This is a genomic window from Streptomyces aurantiacus JA 4570, from assembly GCF_000414115.1.
Taxonomy (GTDB): Bacteria; Actinomycetota; Actinomycetes; order Streptomycetales; family Streptomycetaceae; genus Streptomyces; species Streptomyces aurantiacus_A.
In genome coordinates, this window is record NZ_AOPZ01000558.1 from 1 (window position 1) to 19251 (window position 19251).

At 70.8% G+C, this 19251-nt stretch carries 14 protein-coding genes; 10 read left to right on the forward strand and 4 right to left on the reverse strand.

The annotated features are described in order from the left end of the window. The 3 genes from STRAU_RS38165 to STRAU_RS38175 form a co-directional block, all read left to right on the forward strand. A partial coding sequence (locus STRAU_RS38165; protein WP_037664674.1) for a ComF family protein occupies nucleotides 1-554 on the forward strand: 554 nt, incomplete at its 5' end. A 314-nt stretch (nucleotides 555-868) separates the two neighbouring features. Then, nucleotides 869-1558 carry a ribosome hibernation-promoting factor, HPF/YfiA family gene (gene hpf / locus STRAU_RS38170; protein WP_016645732.1) on the forward strand — a complete coding sequence of 230 codons (690 nt, stop codon included), beginning with the start codon at nucleotides 869-871 and terminating at the stop codon, nucleotides 1556-1558. Between the two features lie 192 nt (nucleotides 1559-1750). Next, the gene (locus STRAU_RS38175) at nucleotides 1751-2494 is read left to right on the forward strand and encodes a response regulator (protein ID WP_016645733.1); all 744 of its coding nucleotides are present in this window, start codon (nucleotides 1751-1753) and stop codon (nucleotides 2492-2494) included. Between the two features lie 14 nt (nucleotides 2495-2508). Here the strand turns inward: STRAU_RS38175 and STRAU_RS38180 are convergent, their stop codons facing one another. Continuing rightward, the gene (locus STRAU_RS38180) at nucleotides 2509-3675 is read right to left on the reverse strand and encodes a winged helix-turn-helix domain-containing protein (protein WP_016645734.1); all 1167 of its coding nucleotides are present in this window, start codon (nucleotides 3673-3675) and stop codon (nucleotides 2509-2511) included. Nucleotides 3676-3711: 36 nt separating this feature from the next. After that, a complete protein-coding gene (locus tag STRAU_RS38185) occupies nucleotides 3712-4302 on the reverse strand; it encodes a GNAT family N-acetyltransferase (protein WP_016645735.1) in 591 nt (196 codons plus the stop codon). 255 nt (nucleotides 4303-4557) lie between these two features. Between STRAU_RS38185 and secA the strand changes: the two genes are divergently transcribed. Next, entirely contained in the window at nucleotides 4558-7380 is a 2823-nt protein-coding gene (secA, locus tag STRAU_RS38190; protein ID WP_016645736.1) for a preprotein translocase subunit SecA, read from the forward strand. 91 nt (nucleotides 7381-7471) lie between these two features. Here secA and STRAU_RS38195 read toward each other — a convergent pair whose 3' ends face one another. Next, on the reverse strand, nucleotides 7472-7744 hold the full coding sequence (locus tag STRAU_RS38195; RefSeq protein ID WP_016645737.1) for an Rv3235 family protein: 273 nt from the start codon (nucleotides 7742-7744) through the stop codon (nucleotides 7472-7474). Nucleotides 7745-8381: 637 nt separating this feature from the next. On the opposite strand from STRAU_RS38195, the gene STRAU_RS38200 reads away from it, so the two are divergent. Together STRAU_RS38200 and STRAU_RS38205 are read left to right on the forward strand one after the other, a co-directional pair. Next, complete coding sequence (locus tag STRAU_RS38200; RefSeq protein WP_016645738.1) at nucleotides 8382-8897, forward strand: DUF6912 family protein; 516 nt, start codon at nucleotides 8382-8384, stop codon at nucleotides 8895-8897. A gap of 88 nt (nucleotides 8898-8985) precedes the next feature. Beyond that, on the forward strand, nucleotides 8986-9654 hold the full coding sequence (locus STRAU_RS38205) for an HAD family hydrolase (protein WP_016645739.1): 669 nt from the start codon (nucleotides 8986-8988) through the stop codon (nucleotides 9652-9654). A gap of 37 nt (nucleotides 9655-9691) precedes the next feature. On the opposite strand, the gene STRAU_RS38210 is transcribed toward STRAU_RS38205, so the two are convergent. Continuing rightward, nucleotides 9692-10258, reverse strand: coding sequence for a DJ-1/PfpI family protein (locus STRAU_RS38210; RefSeq protein WP_016645740.1), 567 nt, complete (start codon nucleotides 10256-10258; stop codon nucleotides 9692-9694). A gap of 581 nt (nucleotides 10259-10839) precedes the next feature. On the opposite strand from STRAU_RS38210, the gene STRAU_RS38215 reads away from it, so the two are divergent. The 4 genes from STRAU_RS38215 to STRAU_RS38230 all read left to right on the forward strand — a co-directional run bounded on the left by STRAU_RS38215 (nucleotide 10840) and on the right by STRAU_RS38230 (nucleotide 18906). Next, a complete protein-coding gene (locus tag STRAU_RS38215; RefSeq protein WP_037664679.1) occupies nucleotides 10840-15843 on the forward strand; it encodes an NAD-glutamate dehydrogenase in 5004 nt (1667 codons plus the stop codon). Between the two features lie 189 nt (nucleotides 15844-16032). Continuing rightward, complete coding sequence (locus STRAU_RS38220) at nucleotides 16033-16923, forward strand: polyprenol monophosphomannose synthase (RefSeq protein ID WP_016645743.1); 891 nt, start codon at nucleotides 16033-16035, stop codon at nucleotides 16921-16923. Continuing rightward, nucleotides 16920-17423 carry a GtrA family protein gene (locus STRAU_RS38225; RefSeq protein WP_016645744.1) on the forward strand — a complete coding sequence of 168 codons (504 nt, stop codon included), beginning with the start codon at nucleotides 16920-16922 and terminating at the stop codon, nucleotides 17421-17423. Before STRAU_RS38220 ends, STRAU_RS38225 begins: the two co-directional genes overlap by 4 nt. Beyond that, nucleotides 17404-18906, forward strand: a complete 1503-nt coding sequence (locus tag STRAU_RS38230) for a hypothetical protein (protein ID WP_052029456.1) — start codon at nucleotides 17404-17406, stop codon at nucleotides 18904-18906. Before STRAU_RS38225 ends, STRAU_RS38230 begins: the two co-directional genes overlap by 20 nt. The last annotated feature ends 345 nt before the right edge of the window (nucleotides 18907-19251 follow it).

Consider the following 19251-nt stretch of genomic DNA (forward strand, 5'->3'; position numbering starts at 1 on the left):
CGCGGCGGGCCGTGTGGGCGCGGGGGCACGACCCGGTGCGGCGGATCGCGCTCGCGGCGGCGGGGCAGCTGCGGGGCGCCGGGGTGCCGGTGAGCGTGCTGTGCGCGTTGCGGCAGCGCCGGGCGGTGGCGGACCAGGCGGGGCTCAACTCCCGCCAGCGGCAGGCCCGCCAGCGGCAGGCGAATCTGGCGGGCGCGCTGGAGGTGGTGGCCGGCGCGGGACGGCTGCTGCGGGAGGCGGGGAAGGTCGTCGTCGTGGACGACCTGATGACGACGGGCGCCTCTCTGGCTGAGGCGTCCCGCGCACTGGGAGGCGTATGTGGCGTACACCGGGTAGGTGACGGGGCAGGGGGCGGGACGGCCGACGACGACGGGCGGGAAGCACAGATGACGGCGGAGCGCCAGGCGGGGAATCGGCCAAGCTGCGGCGGCGGGAACGGCAGCGCGAAAACCGCCGTGAACAGCCTCGCAGCCAGCGGAATGGCCCGCTCGAACATCATCCACGCCGCAGTCGTCGCGGCTACTCCGGCGTCTTTCGAAATAAACCGGAACTGACCGAGAACTTTCATCGTTGCAGGTAGTGAGAGGGCTTATCCACCCGAATGGAGGTACGTGTCAGTAGAGGGTGACGACATCCGTCCGGGCGAGATATGTTCGGTTGTGAGGAACGGCGGTCAGCGCCCCTCGCATATCGGATTGCCGGCGCATGGGTTTTCTGCAATCACCCGAGGCCGGTGGGGTGGAGATCTTGTCCACGGGGGAGGAGGAGGTGGAAGTCACCGAGTCCGAGGCTCCGGGAGTTTCCGGGGCCTGGTGCAAGAGGGAGAAGCTCCGCCGAAGCAGCGGAGCGATCCGGAACGGAGTTCTGCGTGGACATCGTCGTCAAGGGCCGCAAGACCGAGGTGCCCGAGCGGTTCCGCAAGCACGTGGCCGAGAAGCTGAAGCTGGAGAAGATCCAGAAGCTCGACGGCAAGGTGATCAGCCTCGACGTCGAGGTGTCCAAGGAAACCAACCCGCGTCAGGCCGACCGTTCCGACCGCGTGGAGATCACCGTCCGTGGGCGTGGACCCGTGATCCGTGCGGAAGCCTCGGCGTCCGATCCGTACGCGGCGCTCGACCTGGCCACCGCCAAGCTAGAGGCGCGACTGCGCAAGCAGCACGAGAAGCGGCACAACAGGCGTGGCAACGGCAGGCTCACCGCTGCCGAAGTGGCCACCCACGTCCCGGACGCGGCGCATCTCAACGGGGACGGCAGCCTGGTCCGTGACGAGGAGCCGGAAGGCGTGCCCACCACCAGGATCGGCACGCTCGAGATCCAGGGCGAAGGCCCCCTCGTGGTCCGCGAGAAGACGCACGTCGCGGCCCCCATGTCCCTGGACCAGGCGTTGTACGAGATGGAACTCGTCGGACACGACTTCTATCTCTTCATCGACTCCGAGACCAAGGAACCCAGCGTCGTCTACCGCAGGCACGCCTACGACTACGGCGTCATCCACCTCAACACCGACCCCATGGTCACCCACCCGCAGTCGGCGGGCGGAGGCAGTGCCCTCGGCTGACGCACCCCTGCGGAGCGCATAGGCCGGTGCCCCTGGAGCGCGTGTGCGCCCCCAGGGGCACCCCCGTGCGACCACTGCGGGCACGACTGGGGGGCGGGACATGGAATCATGGGCGCGAGCCCAACCCGCTTGACTCTGCCCAGGGTTGGTGCAGCCAAGGCAGACGGGCCCTGGCCTTCAGGGGGAGGAACGATGGCGGACAGCTTCGGACCGATGCGGAGCGAGGATGCCGGTGACGGCATCGGCATCGGCACGGACGCGGGCGCCCCGCGCAAGGAACCCATCAGGGTCCTGGTCGTGGACGACCACGCGCTCTTCCGCCGCGGCCTGGAGATCGTCCTCGCCGCCGAGGAGGACATCCAGGTGGTCGGGGAGGCGGGCGACGGCGCCGAGGCGGTGGACAAGGCCGCCGACCTGCTGCCGGACATCGTGCTCATGGACGTACGGATGCCGAAGCGCGGCGGCATCGAGGCGTGCACCTCCATCAAGGAGGTGGCCCCCAGCGCGAAGATCATCATGCTGACGATCAGCGACGAGGAAGCGGATCTCTACGACGCGATCAAGGCCGGCGCGACCGGATATCTCCTCAAGGAGATCTCCACGGACGAGGTGGCCACGGCGATTCGCGCGGTGGCCGACGGGCAGTCGCAGATCAGTCCGTCGATGGCCTCGAAGCTGCTCACCGAGTTCAAGTCGATGATCCAGCGGACGGACGAGCGGCGGCTCGTGCCCGCGCCCCGGCTGACCGACCGGGAGCTGGAAGTCCTCAAGCTCGTCGCCACGGGGATGAACAACCGCGACATCGCCAAGGAGTTGTTCATCTCCGAGAACACCGTGAAGAACCACGTGCGCAACATCCTGGAGAAGCTGCAGCTGCACTCCAGGATGGAGGCGGTGGTGTACGCGATGCGGGAGAAGATCCTCGAGATCCGGTGACCCCGGGGCAGGCGTCAGCTCACCGCGCGGACCAGGTCCGCCGCCAGCTCCGGGCGGTCCACTCGCTCTACGCGTACGGAATCGCAGCCCACCCACTGCGCTGCCTCCAGCAGCGCCTGTGCGACGGAGGGCACCGCCTTGGGGCCGTCCAGGGACACCTGCTTGGCCACCAGCGTGCGGCCCTCGCGGGCGGGGTCCACGCGGCCGACCAGGTGGCCGCCCGCGAGCACCGGCATCGCGAAGTAGCCGTACACCCGCTTCGGCTTGGGGACGTATGCCTCCAGGCGGTGGGTGAAGCCGAAGATCCGCTCCGTGCGCGCACGCTCCCAGATCAGGGAGTCGAAGGGCGACAGAAGCGTCGTGCGGTGGCGGCCGCGCGGGGGCGCGGCCAGGGCCTCCGGGTCCGCCCAGGCGGGCTTGTCCCAGCCCTCCACGGTCACCGGGACCAGGCCCGAGTCCGCGACCACCGCGTCGAACTGCTCGCCCTTGAGGCGGTGGTAGTCGGCGATGTCCGCGCGCGTGCCGACGCCCAGGGACCGGCCGGCCAGGCGGACCAGGCGGCGCACGCACTCCGTGTCGTCCAGGTCGTCGTGCAGCAGGTCGCCGGGGATCGCGCGCTCCGCGAGGTCGTACACCCGCTTCCAGGAGCGGCGCTCCGTGCACACCACCTCGCCGTGCATCAGCGCGCGCTCCACCGCGATCTTGGAGTCGGACCAGTCCCACCACTCGCCCTTGTTCTTCGCGCCGCCCAACTCGGTGGCCGTCAGGGGGCCTTCGGCGCGGAGCTGCTTGATCACCTGGTCGTACGCACCGTCCGGGAGGTCGTGGTGCCAGTGCGGGCGGGCGCGGTAGGCGCGGCGGCGGAAGGCGAAGTGGGGCCACTCCTCGATGGGGAGGACGCAGGCCGCGTGGGACCAGTATTCGAAGGCGTGGGTGTCTGTCCAGTACGCCTGCTCGACCTTCTTGCGGCCGACCGCGCCCAGGCGGGCGTACGGGATCAGTTCGTGTGAGCGGGCCAGGACCGAGATCGTGTCCAGCTGGACCGCGCCCAGGTGGCGGAGCACGCCGCGGACGCCCGCCCTGCGGTCGGGGGCGCCCAGGAAGCCCTGGGCCCGCAGGGCGATGCGGCGGGCCTCGGCGGCGGAGAGGGCGGTCTCGGGGCGCGGCATGCTCGTCGTCATGTTCGAAACGATAGGGGGAGGGTCTGACAGTGGTCCTCAAGCGCCGGACGGGCTGAGCCCCGATGCCGGCAGGTACGGCTGGTGTGAGGTGAGGCCGATGTCCGAGGGGAGCAGGGCGCCCACCCAACAGTCGCGGAGGGTGCCCTTGTTGAGGAGGGCCGCGCGGAGGGTGCCCTCGATGGTGAAGCCCGCTTTTTCGGCTACCGCGCGGGAGCCTCTGTTGCCGACCTCGGCGCGCCATTCCAGGCGGGTGCAGCCGAGGCGTTCGAAGGCCCAGTGGGCGAGGGCCTGCACCGCTTCTGTCATGTAGCCCTGCCCGCGGTGTTCCCTGCCGGTCCAGAAGCCGATCTCCCAGGCGCCCCCGCGCGGGTGGTGCAGGCTCGTCGCGGCGAGCAGCGGGCCGCCCCCGCGCGGGCGCACCGCCCAGGTGTACTCGGTGTCGTAGCGCCAGCCGTCCGGGACCATGCGGCCGGTGAAGCCCTCGGCGTCCACGCGCGCGTAGGGCGAGGGGATCGTGGTCCAGCGCTGGATCTCGGGGTCCTGACAGGCCGCGTAGACCTCGTCGGTGTCAGCCGGAGTGAAGGCGCGCAGCAGCAGGCGCTCGGTGGTCAGCGTGACGGGCTCCATCGGCTGATTCTGCTGGGGGCGGACGAAAGGACGCCAGCGGTTTGTGCCGGGGCGGCCCCGGAGGGCACCGTGTGGGGCGCGGCTCCGGGCCTCGCGGGGCGAGGATTACCGGGGCGGAAGCGGCACCTTCACGGGTGCACGTCCGTTGACGTATTGGCAGACCTCCCGGGGCGGCCGGGTCCTCGCATACGATGGCCGTTGCCCGACGAGTAAAACCGACCGTGCCAGGCCCGACCGGCAAGGAGACCAACCCCCGTGTCCGTCCTCTCGAAGATCATGCGTGCAGGCGAAGGCAAGATCCTGCGCAAGCTGCACCGCATCGCGGACCAGGTCAACTCCATCGAAGAGGACTTCACCGCCCTCTCCGACGCCGAGCTGCGCGCGCTGACCGCTGAGTACAAGGAGCGGTTCGCCGACGGCGAAACCCTCGACGACCTCCTGCCGGAAGCATTCGCCACCGTGCGTGAGGCCGCCAAGCGCGTCCTCGGCCAGCGTCATTACGACGTGCAGCTGATGGGCGGCGCGGCCCTGCACCTCGGCTATGTCGCGGAGATGAAGACCGGTGAGGGCAAGACGCTGGTCGGCACCCTGCCCGCGTATCTGAACGCACTCTCGGGCAAGGGCGTGCACCTGATCACGGTCAACGACTATCTGGCCGAGCGCGACTCCGAAATGATGGGCCGCGTACACAAGTTCCTCGGGCTGAGCGTCGGCTGCATCCTCGCCAACATGTCGCCCGCGCAGCGCCGCGAGATGTACAACTGCGACATCACGTACGGCACGAACAACGAGTTCGGCTTCGACTACCTCCGCGACAACATGGCGTGGTCCAAGGACGAGCTGGTCCAGCGCGGCCACAACTACGCGATCGTGGACGAGGTCGACTCGATCCTCGTCGACGAGGCGCGTACGCCGCTGATCATCTCCGGCCCCGCCGACCAGGCCACCAAGTGGTACGGCGACTTCGCCAAGCTGGTCACCCGCCTCACCAAGGGCAAGCCCGGCGAGCCCCTCAAGGGCATCGAGGAGACCGGGGACTACGAGGTCGACGAGAAGAAGCGCACCGTCGGCATCCACGAGTCCGGTGTCGCCAAGGTCGAGGACTGGCTGGGCATCGACAACCTGTACGAGTCGGTGAACACCCCCCTCGTCGGTTATCTGAACAACGCCATCAAGGCCAAGGAACTCTTCAAGAAGGACAAGGACTACGTCGTCATCGACGGCGAAGTCATGATCGTCGACGAGCACACCGGCCGTATCCTCGCCGGCCGCCGCTACAACGAGGGCATGCACCAGGCGATCGAGGCGAAGGAAGGGGTGGACATCAAGGACGAGAACCAGACCCTTGCGACCATCACCCTCCAGAACTTCTTCCGGCTCTACGGCAAGCTGTCCGGAATGACCGGTACGGCCATGACCGAGGCCGCCGAGTTCCACCAGATCTACAAGCTGGGCGTCGTGCCGATCCCGACGAACCGGCCCATGATCCGCGCCGACCAGTCGGACCTGATCTACCGCACCGAGGTCGCCAAGTTCGCCGCCGTCGTCGACGACATCGCGGAGAAGCACGAGAAGGGTCAGCCGATCCTCGTCGGCACGACCTCCGTGGAGAAGTCCGAGTATCTCTCCCAGCAGCTCTCCAAGCGCGGCGTCCAGCACGAGGTCCTGAACGCCAAGCAGCACGACCGTGAAGCGCCGATCATCGCCCAGGCCGGCCGCAAGGGCGCCGTCACCGTCGCCACGAACATGGCCGGCCGAGGCACCGACATCAAGCTCGGCGGCAACCCCGACGACCTCGCCGAGGCGGAGCTGCGCCAGCGCGGCCTCGACCCCGAGGAGCACATCGAGGAGTGGGCGGCCGCGCTGCCCGCCGCCCTGGAGAAGGCCGAGCAGGCCGTGAAGGCCGAGTTCGAGGAGGTCGTCGACCTCGGCGGGCTGTACGTCCTCGGCACCGAGCGGCACGAGTCGCGCCGCATCGACAACCAGCTGCGCGGCCGTTCCGGCCGTCAGGGCGACCCCGGCGAGTCCCGCTTCTACCTGTCGCTCGGCGACGACCTGATGCGCCTGTTCAAGGCCCAGATGGTCGAGCGCGTGATGTCGATGGCCAACGTGCCCGACGACGTGCCGATCGAGAACAAGATGGTGACCCGCGCGATCGCGTCCGCCCAGTCGCAGGTCGAGCAGCAGAACTTCGAGACCCGCAAGAACGTCCTCAAGTACGACGAGGTCCTCAACCGCCAGCGCGAGGTCATCTACGGAGAGCGCCGTCGCGTCCTGGAGGGCGAGGACCTGCACGAGCAGATCGTGCACTTCATGGACGACACCATCGACGCGTACGTCTCCGCGGAGACCGCCGAGGGCTTCGCCGAGGAGTGGGACCTGGACCGCCTGTGGAGCGCCTTCAAGCAGCTCTACCCGGTGAAGGTCACCATCGAGGAGCTCGAGGAAGAGATCGGCGACCGCGCGGGTCTGACCGCCGAGTTCATCTCCGAGGCCATCAAGGACGACATCCACCAGCAGTACGAGGCGCGTGAGGCGCAGCTCGGCTCCGAGATCATGCGTGAGCTGGAGCGCCGGGTCGTCCTGTCGGTCCTCGACCGCAAGTGGCGCGAGCACCTCTACGAGATGGACTACCTCCAGGAGGGCATCGGCCTGCGCGCCATGGCGCAGAAGGACCCGCTGGTGGAGTACCAGCGCGAGGGCTTCGACATGTTCAACGCCATGATGGACGGCATCAAGGAGGAGTCCGTCGGCTATCTGTTCAACCTGGAGGTCCAGGTCGAGCAGCAGGTCGAGGAGGTTCCGGTGGCGGACGCCGCGCCGTCGCTGTCCAAGGAGGGCGCCCAGGACGCGGTCCCGGCCGGCGCCGGCCGCCCGGAGATCCGCGCCAAGGGCCTCGACGCCCCGCAGCGCCCCGACCGCCTGCACTTCCAGGCGCCGAACGCCGAGGGCGGTGTCGACGAGGGCGACTTCACGACCTCCGACCAGCCGGCCGGCTCCACGACGGCCTCCGGCGACGGCATGACCCGCGCGGAGCGGCGCAAGGCCCAGAAGGGCGGGCGTCGCCGCAAGAAGTAGGCGTACGGAGCGCCTCAGCAACGTACGCAGCGTCTGAGCGAGGGGCCGGGCACCGGGTGGTGTCCGGCCCTTCGCGTTGCCCGCGGGGCGGTCAGCCCACCTCCACGGCCGTGCAGCGCCAGCGCTCGTCGTCGCCCCGGTGCAGGCGGAACGCCAGCGCCCGCAGCGCCGGGCCCGCGCCGACGCGGGCGAAGACCTCGAAGACCCCGGGGCGCACCTCGTAGTGGCCGACGCGCTGGACGGCCGGGCGGTGGCCGCCCACGGAGCGCAGCGGCAGCCGTTCGGCGAGGCGGACCAGGTCGTCGTACGCGGTGTGGGCGACGTGGCGGGCCACCGCGTGCACCGGGCGCTGTCCGCTGAGCACCAGGAGCAGCAGCTCGGTGAAGAGCTCCGCCGGGTGCGGGGGCGGCTGGGCCGGGATCCGCCGGGGCCGCGAGGCCGGGCGGCGCGGGTCGTGGCGGCCCGGCGGGCGGCCCGTGGGCGGGCGGGGTCCCGGCGGGGCGGGAGTCGCCGGGGCGGGCTGTGGGGGGACGGGTGTCGCCGGGGTGGGTACCCGCCGGGCGGCGGGGGCGGGTCATGATCTTGCGGAGGCTGGTCGGGGGGCGGTGCATGGCGAACTCCGTCCGAGGTTGTGGTCGGCTTCTGCGCCGGTGGGCCGGTGCTTCGAGGTACCGGACCGGCTCCGGGCGTCTGGTGGGCCGGTGTGCGGATACCGGGGAGTAACTTCCTGCTGGGGATCTTGTACGGCTGCCGGGGCGGGCGCCGCAACGGTTTCGGAGGGGCCCGCGGGCGGCCGGGCGGTTCACTCATCACGGTGAGCGGGGGTGCCCACGGCCCCTTGTCCTTGCGGGCCCGGGGGGTGACGGGGCGTACCGGGGTGGACGGGGCCGTGGTGGCGGGCGGCAGCTCGAAGGGGGACGCGCGCACGTATCCTGAAGGCCCGTCCCGGGAGCCCTGGAGGCCACTCCCGGGAGCCTTGGCGACTACGAAAGCGGCCAGTCATGCGCGTGTACGTACCCCTGACACTGCCCCGTCTCGCGCAGGCGCACGAGGCCGGTGAACTGGGTCCCGGGCCGCTGACCGCGTACGCCGTGACGCCCGCGCTGCGCGAGTGGTACGTCTCGGACGACCTCGAGGAGCTGGAGTACGCGGCGCTGAACCGGGCGGCGCTCGCCTCGCTGCGGATGCTCGCAGGAGAGCCGGGGACCGCGCGGCGACGGGTCGTCCTCGCCGCCGACGTGCCGGACGGGGCCGCCGTCGCCGACCCCGACCGCGGGCTCGACCGGGGTGCCCTGGGCGAGGTGCGGATCACCGCCGCGCTGCCGCTGGCCAAGGCGGCCGCGGTGCACGTGGACTCCGACGACGCGGAGGCGGACGTCGCCGCGGCGGCCGCCGCGCTGGGGGCGGCGGACCAGGGGGACGACGACGCGCAGTTCGTCGTGGACGGCGCCGAGGACCACGAGCTGCTCTGGTACGCGACGCAGGAGATCCCGAACCTGCTCGGGCCGGGGGCCTAGGCGGGCCCAGGCGGGCCTCGGCAGCGCTCGGACCGGGGCGGATCCCGGTGCCGGACGTGTTGTCGGTGGGGCCGGGTACCGTCGTGGCATGGGGACGCAGCAGCGCGGGGCGCACATCGTTTGGGACTGGAACGGGACACTTCTGCACGACATCGACGCGGTGATCGAGGCGACGAACGCGTCGTTCCTGGAGATCGGGCTCGAGCAGATCACGCTGGAGCGGTATCGCGAGCTGTACTGCGTGCCGGTGCCGTTGTTCTACGAGCGGCTGATGGGGCGGCTGCCCACCGAGGACGAGTGGCTCGTGATGGACGCCGTCTTCCACAAGCACTACGGGGCGCGGGTGGACGCGTGCGGGCTCGCCGAGGGCGCGGCGGAGCTGCTCGCGCTGCGGCAGGCCGAGGGGCGTACGCAGTCGTTGTTGTCGTTGGCGCCGCACGATCATCTGGTGCCGCTGGTGCGGCGGCACGGGATCGCTGAGCGGTTCGTGCGGATCGACGGGCGTACGGACGCCTCCCATGCCGGGAAGGCCGAGCGGATGGTCCGGCATCTCGCCGAGCTGGCCGGGGTGGCCGTCGAGCAGGTCGTCGTCATCGGGGACGCCGTTGACGACGCCCGGGCGGCGGCGCATGTGGGGGCCCGGGCCGTGCTGTACACCGGGGGGTCCCACAGCCGGGCCAGCCTGGAAGCCGCGGGGGTGCCCGTGGTCGACAGCCTCGGGGAGGCTGTGGACACCGCGGAGCGGTTGGTGGCGTGAGCTTGCGGACCAGCCGCCCGCAGGGGGGAGCGGAGGGCTACGTGACCGGTGCCTTCGCCCTCAGCACAGTCAAGAACTCCCGCATCCACCCGGAGTGATCCGGCCAGGCCCTGGCCGAGACCAGCGTGCCGTCGACCACCGCTTCCGCGTCCTGGAAGGTGGCGCCCGCCGCCTGCATGTCGATTTCCAGGGCCGGGTAGGCCGTCACGCGGCGGCCCGCGAGGCTGCCGATGGCCGCGGTGAGCAGCGGGCCGTGGCAGATCTGGGCGACGGGCTTGTCCGCGTCGAAGAACGACTTGAGGATCTTGCGGAGCTCGGGGTCGCCCCGGAGGTACTCGGGCGCGCGGCCGCCGGGGATCACCAGCGCCACGTACTGACCCGGATCCACCTCCGAGAAGGCCAGGTCGGCAGGCCAGGTGTACCCCGGCTTCTCGGTGTACGTGTCGAAGCCCGGCTCGAAGTCGTGCACCACGAACTGGAGCTTCTTGCGGGCGGGGGCCGCGATGTGGACGTCGTAGCCCTCCTCGCGCAGGCGCTGGAAGGGGTAGAGGACCTCCAGTGACTCCGCCGCGTCACCGGTGACGATCAGGATCTTGGCTGCCATGGCTGTTCGCTCCCGAGTCGGTCGCGCGGGCGCCGCCGCGTGGGCGCGACGTCCGGCACGCTCCATGTGCGTTCCGTCACGCTCAACGTGCATCGGCCCGCCCCGTTTGCCAAGGGGGCGCCGGAGGGTACGAAGGGGCGCCCACCTGCCCGCGGCCGTATGTGGCCGGATCCGCACACGACCCCGTGGTGCGACTGTGCAGACTGTCAAACTTCGCCCCCTGGTTTTGTACACATACGGCTCATGACGAGTTCCCGGTGCGGGGCGATAGCCTTGTCCCGTGATCAGCGCGATATCCCGCGGAGGCGACGTCGCCTCCGCCTCGCGCCCGGAGACCACGGAGTACACGAACCGTGCCGGGCGCCACGCTGACGACTCTTCCCGGAGCGGATGTCGCGGACATCGTCGACATCACAGACAGCTGGGTCGGCCAATGATTTCGCCGGATTTGGCGGATAACCGCCCGGTCATCGCTCATCGCGGCATAACGTCGAATCGGACCGGAGACCCCGCGTCGCAGCGTTATGTCACATCACTTCCTTCTACGTCACGCAACGGCGCGCGACAGGAGTCAGAGGACAATGCAGACCAAGCTGGACGAAGCCAAGGCCGAGCTGCTCGCGCGGGCGGCCCGGGTAGCTGAGAACAGCCCGGTCGGGGGGCGCCTGCCTACGGGAGCACCGACCGGGTCCACGGGCGGGAGCAAGAGCGGCGGGAGGGGCGGCTCGGACCAGGCGACGGGCCCGGCCGACCACGCCGACCTCCAAAAAGTGCTCGCGTTCCTCCAGCGCTACTACCTGCACACCGCCCCCGAGGACCTCACCGACCGCGACCCGGTCGACGTCTTCGGAGCCGCCTACTCCCACTACCGCCTGGCCGAGAACCGCCCTCAGGGCACGGCCAACGTCCGGGTGCACACCCCGACCGTCGAGGAGAACGGCTGGACGTGCAGCCACTCCGTCGTCGAGGTCGTGACCGACGACATGCCGTTCCTGGTGGACTCCGTCACCAACGAGCTGTCCCGGCAGGGACGCGGCATCCACGTCGTGATCCACCCGCAGGTCGTGGTCCGCCGTGACGTCACCGGCAAGCTCCTCGAAGTACTCCCCGAGGCCCCGAGCGGCGCCGAGCGCCCGCACGACGCTGTCACCGAGTCGTGGATCCACGTCGAGATCGACCGTGAGACCGACCGCTCCGACCTGAAGCAGATCACCGCCGACCTGCTGCGCATCCTGTCCGACGTCCGCGAGACGGTCGAGGACTGGGAGAAGATGCGCGACTCCGCGCTGCGCATCGCCGACGAACTGCCCACCGAGCCGACCGCCGACGACGTCCGCGACCAGGAGGTCGAGGAGGCCCGCGAACTCCTTCGCTGGCTGGCCGCCGACCACTTCACCTTCCTCGGCTACCGCGAGTACGACCTGACGGACGAGGACTCGCTCGCCGCCGTCCCCGGCACCGGCCTCGGCATCCTGCGCGCCGACCCGCAGCACAGCGAGGGCGACGACCACCACCCGGTCAGCCCGTCCTTCAACCGGCTGCCCGCCGACGCCCGCGCCAAGGCCCGCGAGCACAAGCTCCTGGTCCTGACGAAGGCCAACAGCCGCTCCACGGTGCACCGGCCCAGCTACCTCGACTACGTCGGCGTGAAGAAGTTCGACGAGCAGGGCAACGTCGTCGGCGAGCGCCGCTTCCTCGGCCTGTTCTCCTCGGCCGCGTACACCGAGTCCGTGCGCCGCGTGCCGGTCATCCGCCGCAAGGTCGAGGAGGTCCTCAAGGGCGCGGGCTTCTCGCCCAACAGCCACGACGGCCGTGACCTGCTGCAGATCCTGGAGACGTACCCGCGCGACGAGCTCTTCCAGACCCCGCCCGACGAGCTGCGGTCCATCGTCACGTCCGTGCTCTACCTCCAGGAACGCCGCCGCCTGCGCCTGTACCTGCGCAAGGACGAGTACGGCCGCTACTACTCCGCGCTCGTCTACCTGCCGCGCGACCGCTACACCACCGGCGTCCGGCTGCGGATCATCGACATCCTCAAGGAGGAACTGAACGGCGCCAGCGTCGACTTCACGGCCTGGAACACCGAGTCGATCCTCTCCCGCATCCACTTCGTCGTCCGCGTCCCCAAGGGCGGCGAGGTCCCCGATCTCTCCGACGCCGACGTCGAGCGCATCGAGGCCCGCCTGGTCGAGGCCGCCCGCTCCTGGGCCGACGGCTTCGGCGAGGCGCTGACCGCCGAGCTGGGCGAGGAGCGCGCCGCGGAACTCCTGCGCCGGTACGGCAACGCGTTCCCCGAGGGCTACAAGGCCGACCACACCCCGCGTGCCGCGGTCGCCGACCTCGTCCACCTGGAGCGGCTCTCCCAGCAGAGCCAGCAGGACTTCGCGCTCAGCCTGTACGAGCCCGTGGGCGCCGCCCCCGACGAGCGCCGCTTCAAGATCTACCGGGCCGGCGCGCAGATCTCGCTGTCCGCCGTGCTGCCCGTCCTGCAGCGCCTGGGCGTCGAGGTCACCGACGAGCGGCCCTACGAGCTGCGCTGCTCGGACCGCACCAGCGCCTGGATCTACGACTTCGGCCTGCGCATGCCGAAGTCGGGGAACGGCAACGGCGACTACCTGGGCGACGACGGCCGGGCCCGCTTCCAGGAGGCGTTCGCCGCCGCCTGGACCGGCGAGGCCGAGGTCGACGGCTTCAACTCCCTGGTCCTGCGCGCCGGCCTCAACTGGCGCCAGGCGATGGTCCTGCGGGCCTACGCCAAGTACCTGCGCCAGGCCGGCTCCACCTTCAGCCAGGACTACATGGAGGACACCCTCCGCAACAACGTCCACACCACGCGGCTGCTCGTCTCGCTCTTCGAGGCCCGGATGTCCCCGGACCGCCAGCGCGCGGGCACCGAGCTGACCGACGGGCTCCTGGAGGAGCTGGACGGCGCCCTGGACCAGGTCGCATCCCTCGACGAGGACCGCATCCTGCGCTCCTTCCTCACCGTCATCAAGGCGACGCTGCGCACCAACTTCTTCCAGGAGGCGGCGGGCGGCAAGCCGCACGGCTACGTCTCCATGAAGCTGGACCCGCAGGCCATCCCCGACCTGCCCGAGCCGCGCCCGGCGTACGAGATCTGGGTGTACTCGCCGCGGGTCGAGGGCGTGCACCTGCGCTTCGGCAAGGTCGCGCGCGGCGGTCTGCGCTGGTCCGACCGGAAGGAGGACTTCCGTACGGAGATCCTCGGCCTGGTCAAGGCGCAGATGGTGAAGAACACCGTGATCGTGCCGGTGGGCGCGAAGGGCGGCTTCGTCGCCAAGCAGCTGCCCGACCCGTCGGTGGACCGCGACGCGTGGCTCGCGGAGGGCGTCGCCTGCTACAAGACGTTCATCTCGGCGCTGCTCGACATCACCGACAACCTGGTCGCGGGCGAGGTCGTGCCCCCGGCGGACGTCGTCCGGCACGACGAGGACGACACGTACCTGGTGGTCGCGGCCGACAAGGGCACGGCGACGTTCTCCGACATCGCCAACGAGGTCGCCGAGTCGTACAACTTCTGGCTCGGGGACGCCTTCGCCTCCGGCGGCTCCGCGGGCTACGACCACAAGGGCATGGGCATCACCGCGCGCGGCGCCTGGGAGTCCGTGAAGCGGCACTTCCAGGAGCTGGGCGTGAACACCCAGACCGAGGACTTCACGGTCGTCGGCGTCGGCGACATGTCCGGTGACGTGTTCGGCAACGGCATGCTGCTCTCCGAGCACATCCGCCTGGTCGCGGCCTTCGACCACCGGCACATCTTCATCGACCCGAACCCGGACGCGGCCACCTCCTACGCCGAGCGCCGCCGCCTGTTCGAGCTGCCGCGCTCCAGCTGGGCCGACTACAACAAGGAACTGCTCTCCCCGGGCGGCGGGATCTTCCCGCGCTCGGCCAAGGCGATCCAGCTCAACGCCCACACCCGCCAGGCCCTCGGCATCGAGACCGGCGGCGCCAAGATGACCCCGGCCGAGCTGATGCAGGCCATCCTCAAGGCGCCGGTGGACCTGCTGTGGAACGGCGGCATCGGTACGTACGTGAAGGCGAGCGCCGAGTCGCACGCGGACGTCGGCGACAAGGCCAACGACGCGATCCGCGTCGACGGCGCCGACCTGCGCGTGAAGGTCGTCGGCGAGGGCGGCAACCTCGGCCTCACCCAGCTCGGCCGGATCGAGTTCGCGCGCGCCGGCGGCCGTATCAACACGGACGCCATCGACAACAGCGCGGGCGTGGACACCTCCGACCACGAGGTGAACATCAAGATCCTGCTGAACGCCGTGGTGCAGGCCGGGGACATGACGGTCAAGCAGCGCAACAAGCTGCTCGCCGAAATGACCGACGAGGTCGGCCAGTTGGTGCTGCGCAACAACTACGCGCAGAACACGGCGCTCGCCAACTCCGTCTTCGAGTCGCCCTCGCTGCTCCACGCCCACCAGCGCTTCATGCGCCGCCTGGGCCGTGAGGGCCAGCTCGACCGGGGTCTGGAGTTCCTGCCCGCCGACCGGCAGATCCGCGAACTGCTCAACTCCGGCCGCGGCCTCTCGCAGCCCGAGCTCGCGGTGCTCCTCGCGTACACGAAGATCGTGGCCGCGGACGAGCTGATCCACACGACGCTGCCGGACGACGACTACCTGCGGCGGCTGCTGCACGCGTACTTCCCGAAGGCGCTGCGCGAGAAGTTCCCCGAGCAGGTCGACGGGCACGCGCTGCGCCGCGAGATCATCACGACCGTCCTGGTCAACGACACCGTCAACTCCGGTGGCTCGACCTTCCTGCACCGGCTGCGCGAGGAGACCGGCGCCTCCCTGGAGGAGATCGTGCGCGCGCAGCTCTGCGCCCGCGCGATCTTCGGGCTCGGCGAGGTCTGGGACGCCGTGGAGGCGCTGGACAACGTGGTGGCCGCCGACGTGCAGACGCGGGTGCGGCTGCACTCCCGCCGGCTCGTCGAGCGCGGCACGCGCTGGCTGCTCAACAACCGGCCGCAGCCGGTGCAGCTCGCCGAGACCGTCGAGTTCTTCAGCGAGGGCGTCGCCCAGGTGTGGACGCAGCTGCCGAAGCTGATGCGCGGCTCCGACCTGGAGTGGTACGAGGGCATCCGCGAGGAGCTGACCGGGGAGGGCGTCCCGGACGAGCTGGCCCAGCGGGTCGCCGGGTTCTCCTCGGCCTTCCCGGCGCTCGACATCGTGGCCGTCGCGGACCGCATGGGCAAGGAGCCGCTGGCCGTCGCCGAGGTGTACTACGACCTCGCGGACCGGCTGCGGATCACCCAGCTCATGGACCGGATCATCGAGCTGCCGCGGGCCGACCGCTGGCAGTCGATGGCCCGCGCCTCCATCCGCGAGGACCTGTACGCGGCGCACGCCGCGCTGACCTCCGACGTGCTGGCCGTCGGCAACGGCGCGTCCACGCCGGAGCAGCGGTTCAAGGCGTGGGAGGAGAAGAACGCGGCGATCCTGGGCCGGGCCCGGACCACCCTGGAGGAGATCCAGGGCTCCGACGCCTTCGACCTGGCCAACCTGTCGGTGGCCATGCGGACGATGCGGACGCTGCTGCGCACGCATTCGTAGGTCTTACGTTGCCGGGGGCGCTCCGCACCGTGTGGTGCGGGGCGCCCCCGTCGGCTTTTCCGGCGGAACGGGTGATGAGCGTCGCCAAATGCCGTCAATTCCGGCATTTGGGCTACGGTAGATGAGATTGTCTGACGGATGGATCCCGGATGGATCCCGGATGGACCCCGGACGGAGCAGGGTGAGCCGATGACAGAAGCAAGTCCGCTCGACGCGGCGGAGCGCGCGGTCGGGGCGCTCGGCGCCGGACGGCTCCCCGAGGAGTGGGCCGCCACACCGCTGACCGTCGTGATGCCGACGTACAACGAGGCGGGGAACCTGCCCGGCATGGCCGACGCGCTCCTCGCCCTGCCGCTGCCCGGCCTCAGCCTGCTCGTCGTCGACGACTCCAGCCCCGACGGCACCGGCGACCTCGCCGAGGACTGCGCGCGGCGGCACGAGGAGACGTACGGCCGCCGCCGCATGAACGTGCTGCACCGCACCGAGAAGGACGGCCTCGGCCGCGCCTACGCCGCCGGGATGGCCAAGGCCGTCGAGGACGGCGCGCACTACGTCCTGCAGATGGACGCCGACGGCAGCCACCCCGTGGCGAAGGTCGCCGAACTGCTCGGCGTCGCGCTCGCCACGGACGCCGGGGTCGTCCTCGGCAGCCGGTACGTCCAGGGCGGCACCCTCTCCGACGCCTGGGGCGCCCACCGCAAGCTCCTCTCCCGCTGGGCCAACGCCTACGCGGGCACCATCCTCGGCACCCGCGTCCGTGACATCACCGGTGGCTTCAACCTGTGGCGCGCGGACGCGGTGCGCGCCGTCGACCTCGGATCCGTCGACAGCGCGGGATACAGCTTCCAGGTGGAGATGAAGTACCGCGCGCTGCGGCGCGGCTTCGAGGTCGTCGAGGTCCCGATCCACTTCGAGGACCGCACGGTCGGCGAGTCCAAGATGAACCTGATGGTGCAGCTGGAGTCGGTCGTGATGCCGTGGAAGCTGCGGGTGCGGGGCGGGCCGCGGCGGGGTTCCGGGCCTGGTTCGGGGTCGGGTCCGGGTTCAGGGTCGGGTCCGGGTCCGGGGTCGTCCGCATGACGAGTACGGTGCACGAGGCGCCGGCCGCCGTCGCCGCTCCGGCCCCCGCCCCCGCTCCCCGGCTCACCCTGGCGCGGCTGCGCCGCCTGTTCCTGGAGCTGGTCAAGTTCGGCGTCGTCGGCGGCAGCGGGGTGGCCGTCAACCTGGTCGTCTTCAACCTCCTCCTGCACGGCCTGAGTTCGGCCCCCATGACCGCCACGGTCCTGGCGAGCTGCGTCGCGATGGGCACCAACTACCTCGGTTTCCGCTTCTTCGCCTACCGGCACCGTGCGTCCCGCACGAAGCGGCAGATCGCCCTCTTCTTCGTCTTCAGCGGCATCGGCGTGGTCATGGAGAGCCTGCTCTTCTACGCCGCGTACCACGGAGCGGGCCTCAGCGGGCCGCTCGGCTCGAACATCGCGAAGGCGCAGTCCATCGTGCTGGCGTCGGCGTTCCGCTTCCTGGTGTACCGGACGTGGGTGTTCAAGGACCGGGCCCACCATGACGCCCGGCGGCCGTAGCCGGTGCGAGTCCCGCTGGACGTGGGTGCTCCGGTCCGTGGCGGGCGCCGTCACGGTCCTTCTCCTCACCGTCGTCGTCCGCCTTCCCTGGGTCGGTGACCTGGGCATTCACGCGGCGACGATCGAACGCCTCCGCCACGACCCGCTCCACCCCGGCGACCCGCTGGTCGACGCGGACGTACCCAGCCCCTACTACTCCCCGTGGACCGTCCTCCTCGGCTGCGTCGCCAAGGCGACGGGTGTGGGCGCGTTCGGGGTGCTGCGGGTCGCGGCTGTGGCTGGTCTCGTGCTGCTGCTGTCGGGGGTGTGGCACTTCGTCCGGGCGCTGACGGCGCGGCGGGCCGCGGTGCCGCTCGCCGTGTTGTGCGTGCTGTTCCTGTGGGGCCCTTCCGTTTTCGAGTGGAGCGGCTTCCTCGGGCTCAACTCCCTTGCCCTGACGGTGTCGTATCCGAGTACGTTCGCGCTCGGGCTGTCCTTCCACCTGTGGGCGTGGCTGCGGAAGGCCCTGCGGGCGGGCTCCGGGTGGCCGGTGTTCCTGGGCCTCGGCGTGCTGTGGGCCGCCGTCCTCCTCACCCACCAGTTCACGGGTGTCGTCGGCTCGCTGGGTGCGGCGGCGATGCTCCTGGGCGCGCGGCCGTGGCCCTCGCGTGCGGTCCTGCTGCCCCTGGGCGCGGGCCTCGCCCTGGGCCTTGCCGTGCTCGCCGCCTGGCCGTACTACCCGTTCTTCGACCTCTTCGGCGCGGGCGGTGACCTGGAGCAGATCCACCGTGGGCTGTACCGGAACCTGCCGGGCCGCTTCGGCCTGGCCCTGGTGGGCGTGGCCGCGCTGGCCCTGCGGTTCCGGCGGGACCGGCGGGATCCGCTGGTGCTGTTCTTCGCGCTGGGGGTGCTCGTGTTTGTGCTGGGCGGGGTGAGCGGCCACTACTCGTGGGGGCGAGCGCTGCCCGCGGCGCTGCTGCCCGCGCAGGTCGCGGCTGCCGTGAAGGCGGCCGGGGTGGTGCGGGCGGACCGCGTCCGGCAGGTCTTCGCCGGGGTGCTCGCCGCCGCCCTCGCCGTCGGCGCGTGGACCCAGGCCGGGACGCTCGGATACGTCCTGCCTTCAGGGGCGCTTCCCTCCGCCGCCACCGAGAAGTACCGGCCGCCGTGGCCCGGCTACCGGTGGATCACTCCGTGGGTGCGGTACGGGGATGTCGTGCTGGCGAAGACGTTCCCCGCCCGGCAGATCCCCGCGTACGGGGCCTACACCGTGGCCCCCGGCTACCCCGACTTCTTCCTCCCGGACGAAGTCGCGCGGGCGGACGCCGTGCGCCGGTACTTCGCCCCTCGTACGCCCCGGGCGGAGCGGGTGGAAGTGCTGCGGCGGTACCGGGTGCGGTGGGTTGTGGCGTACCCCGGAGACGGAGGGCTGCGGGCGGACGATCCCGCGCTGCGGAAGGTGGGGACGGGGCCGCGGGGGCAGGGGCTGTACCAGGTGCTGGGGTGAACCGGCCCCGGCCCGCGGCAAGATCTGGACCGAGGGCCACCGGAACGGCCGTACACTCGGGCTCATGGGTCGCATGGGTTCTATGAGGCAGTGCCCGCACAGGGCGGCCGCAGAACTGCGCCCAGTCGCCGTCGATCCGGTGGTCGACGTCGTTGACGTCGCGACACATCAGATCCGGCGTATCGCACGCGCTCTCCACGGGCACGGTTAGCGCTCCCCGCACCGCCTCCCGCACCGGTTCGCCGCTCCTTCATGCCGCGCGCCGGGCGATCTCCCTTCCCCGCTCCACGTCACCACCACAGCTTGCCGGTCTCCGCCGGTGCTGCCACCTGGCTCCGGCCGCGC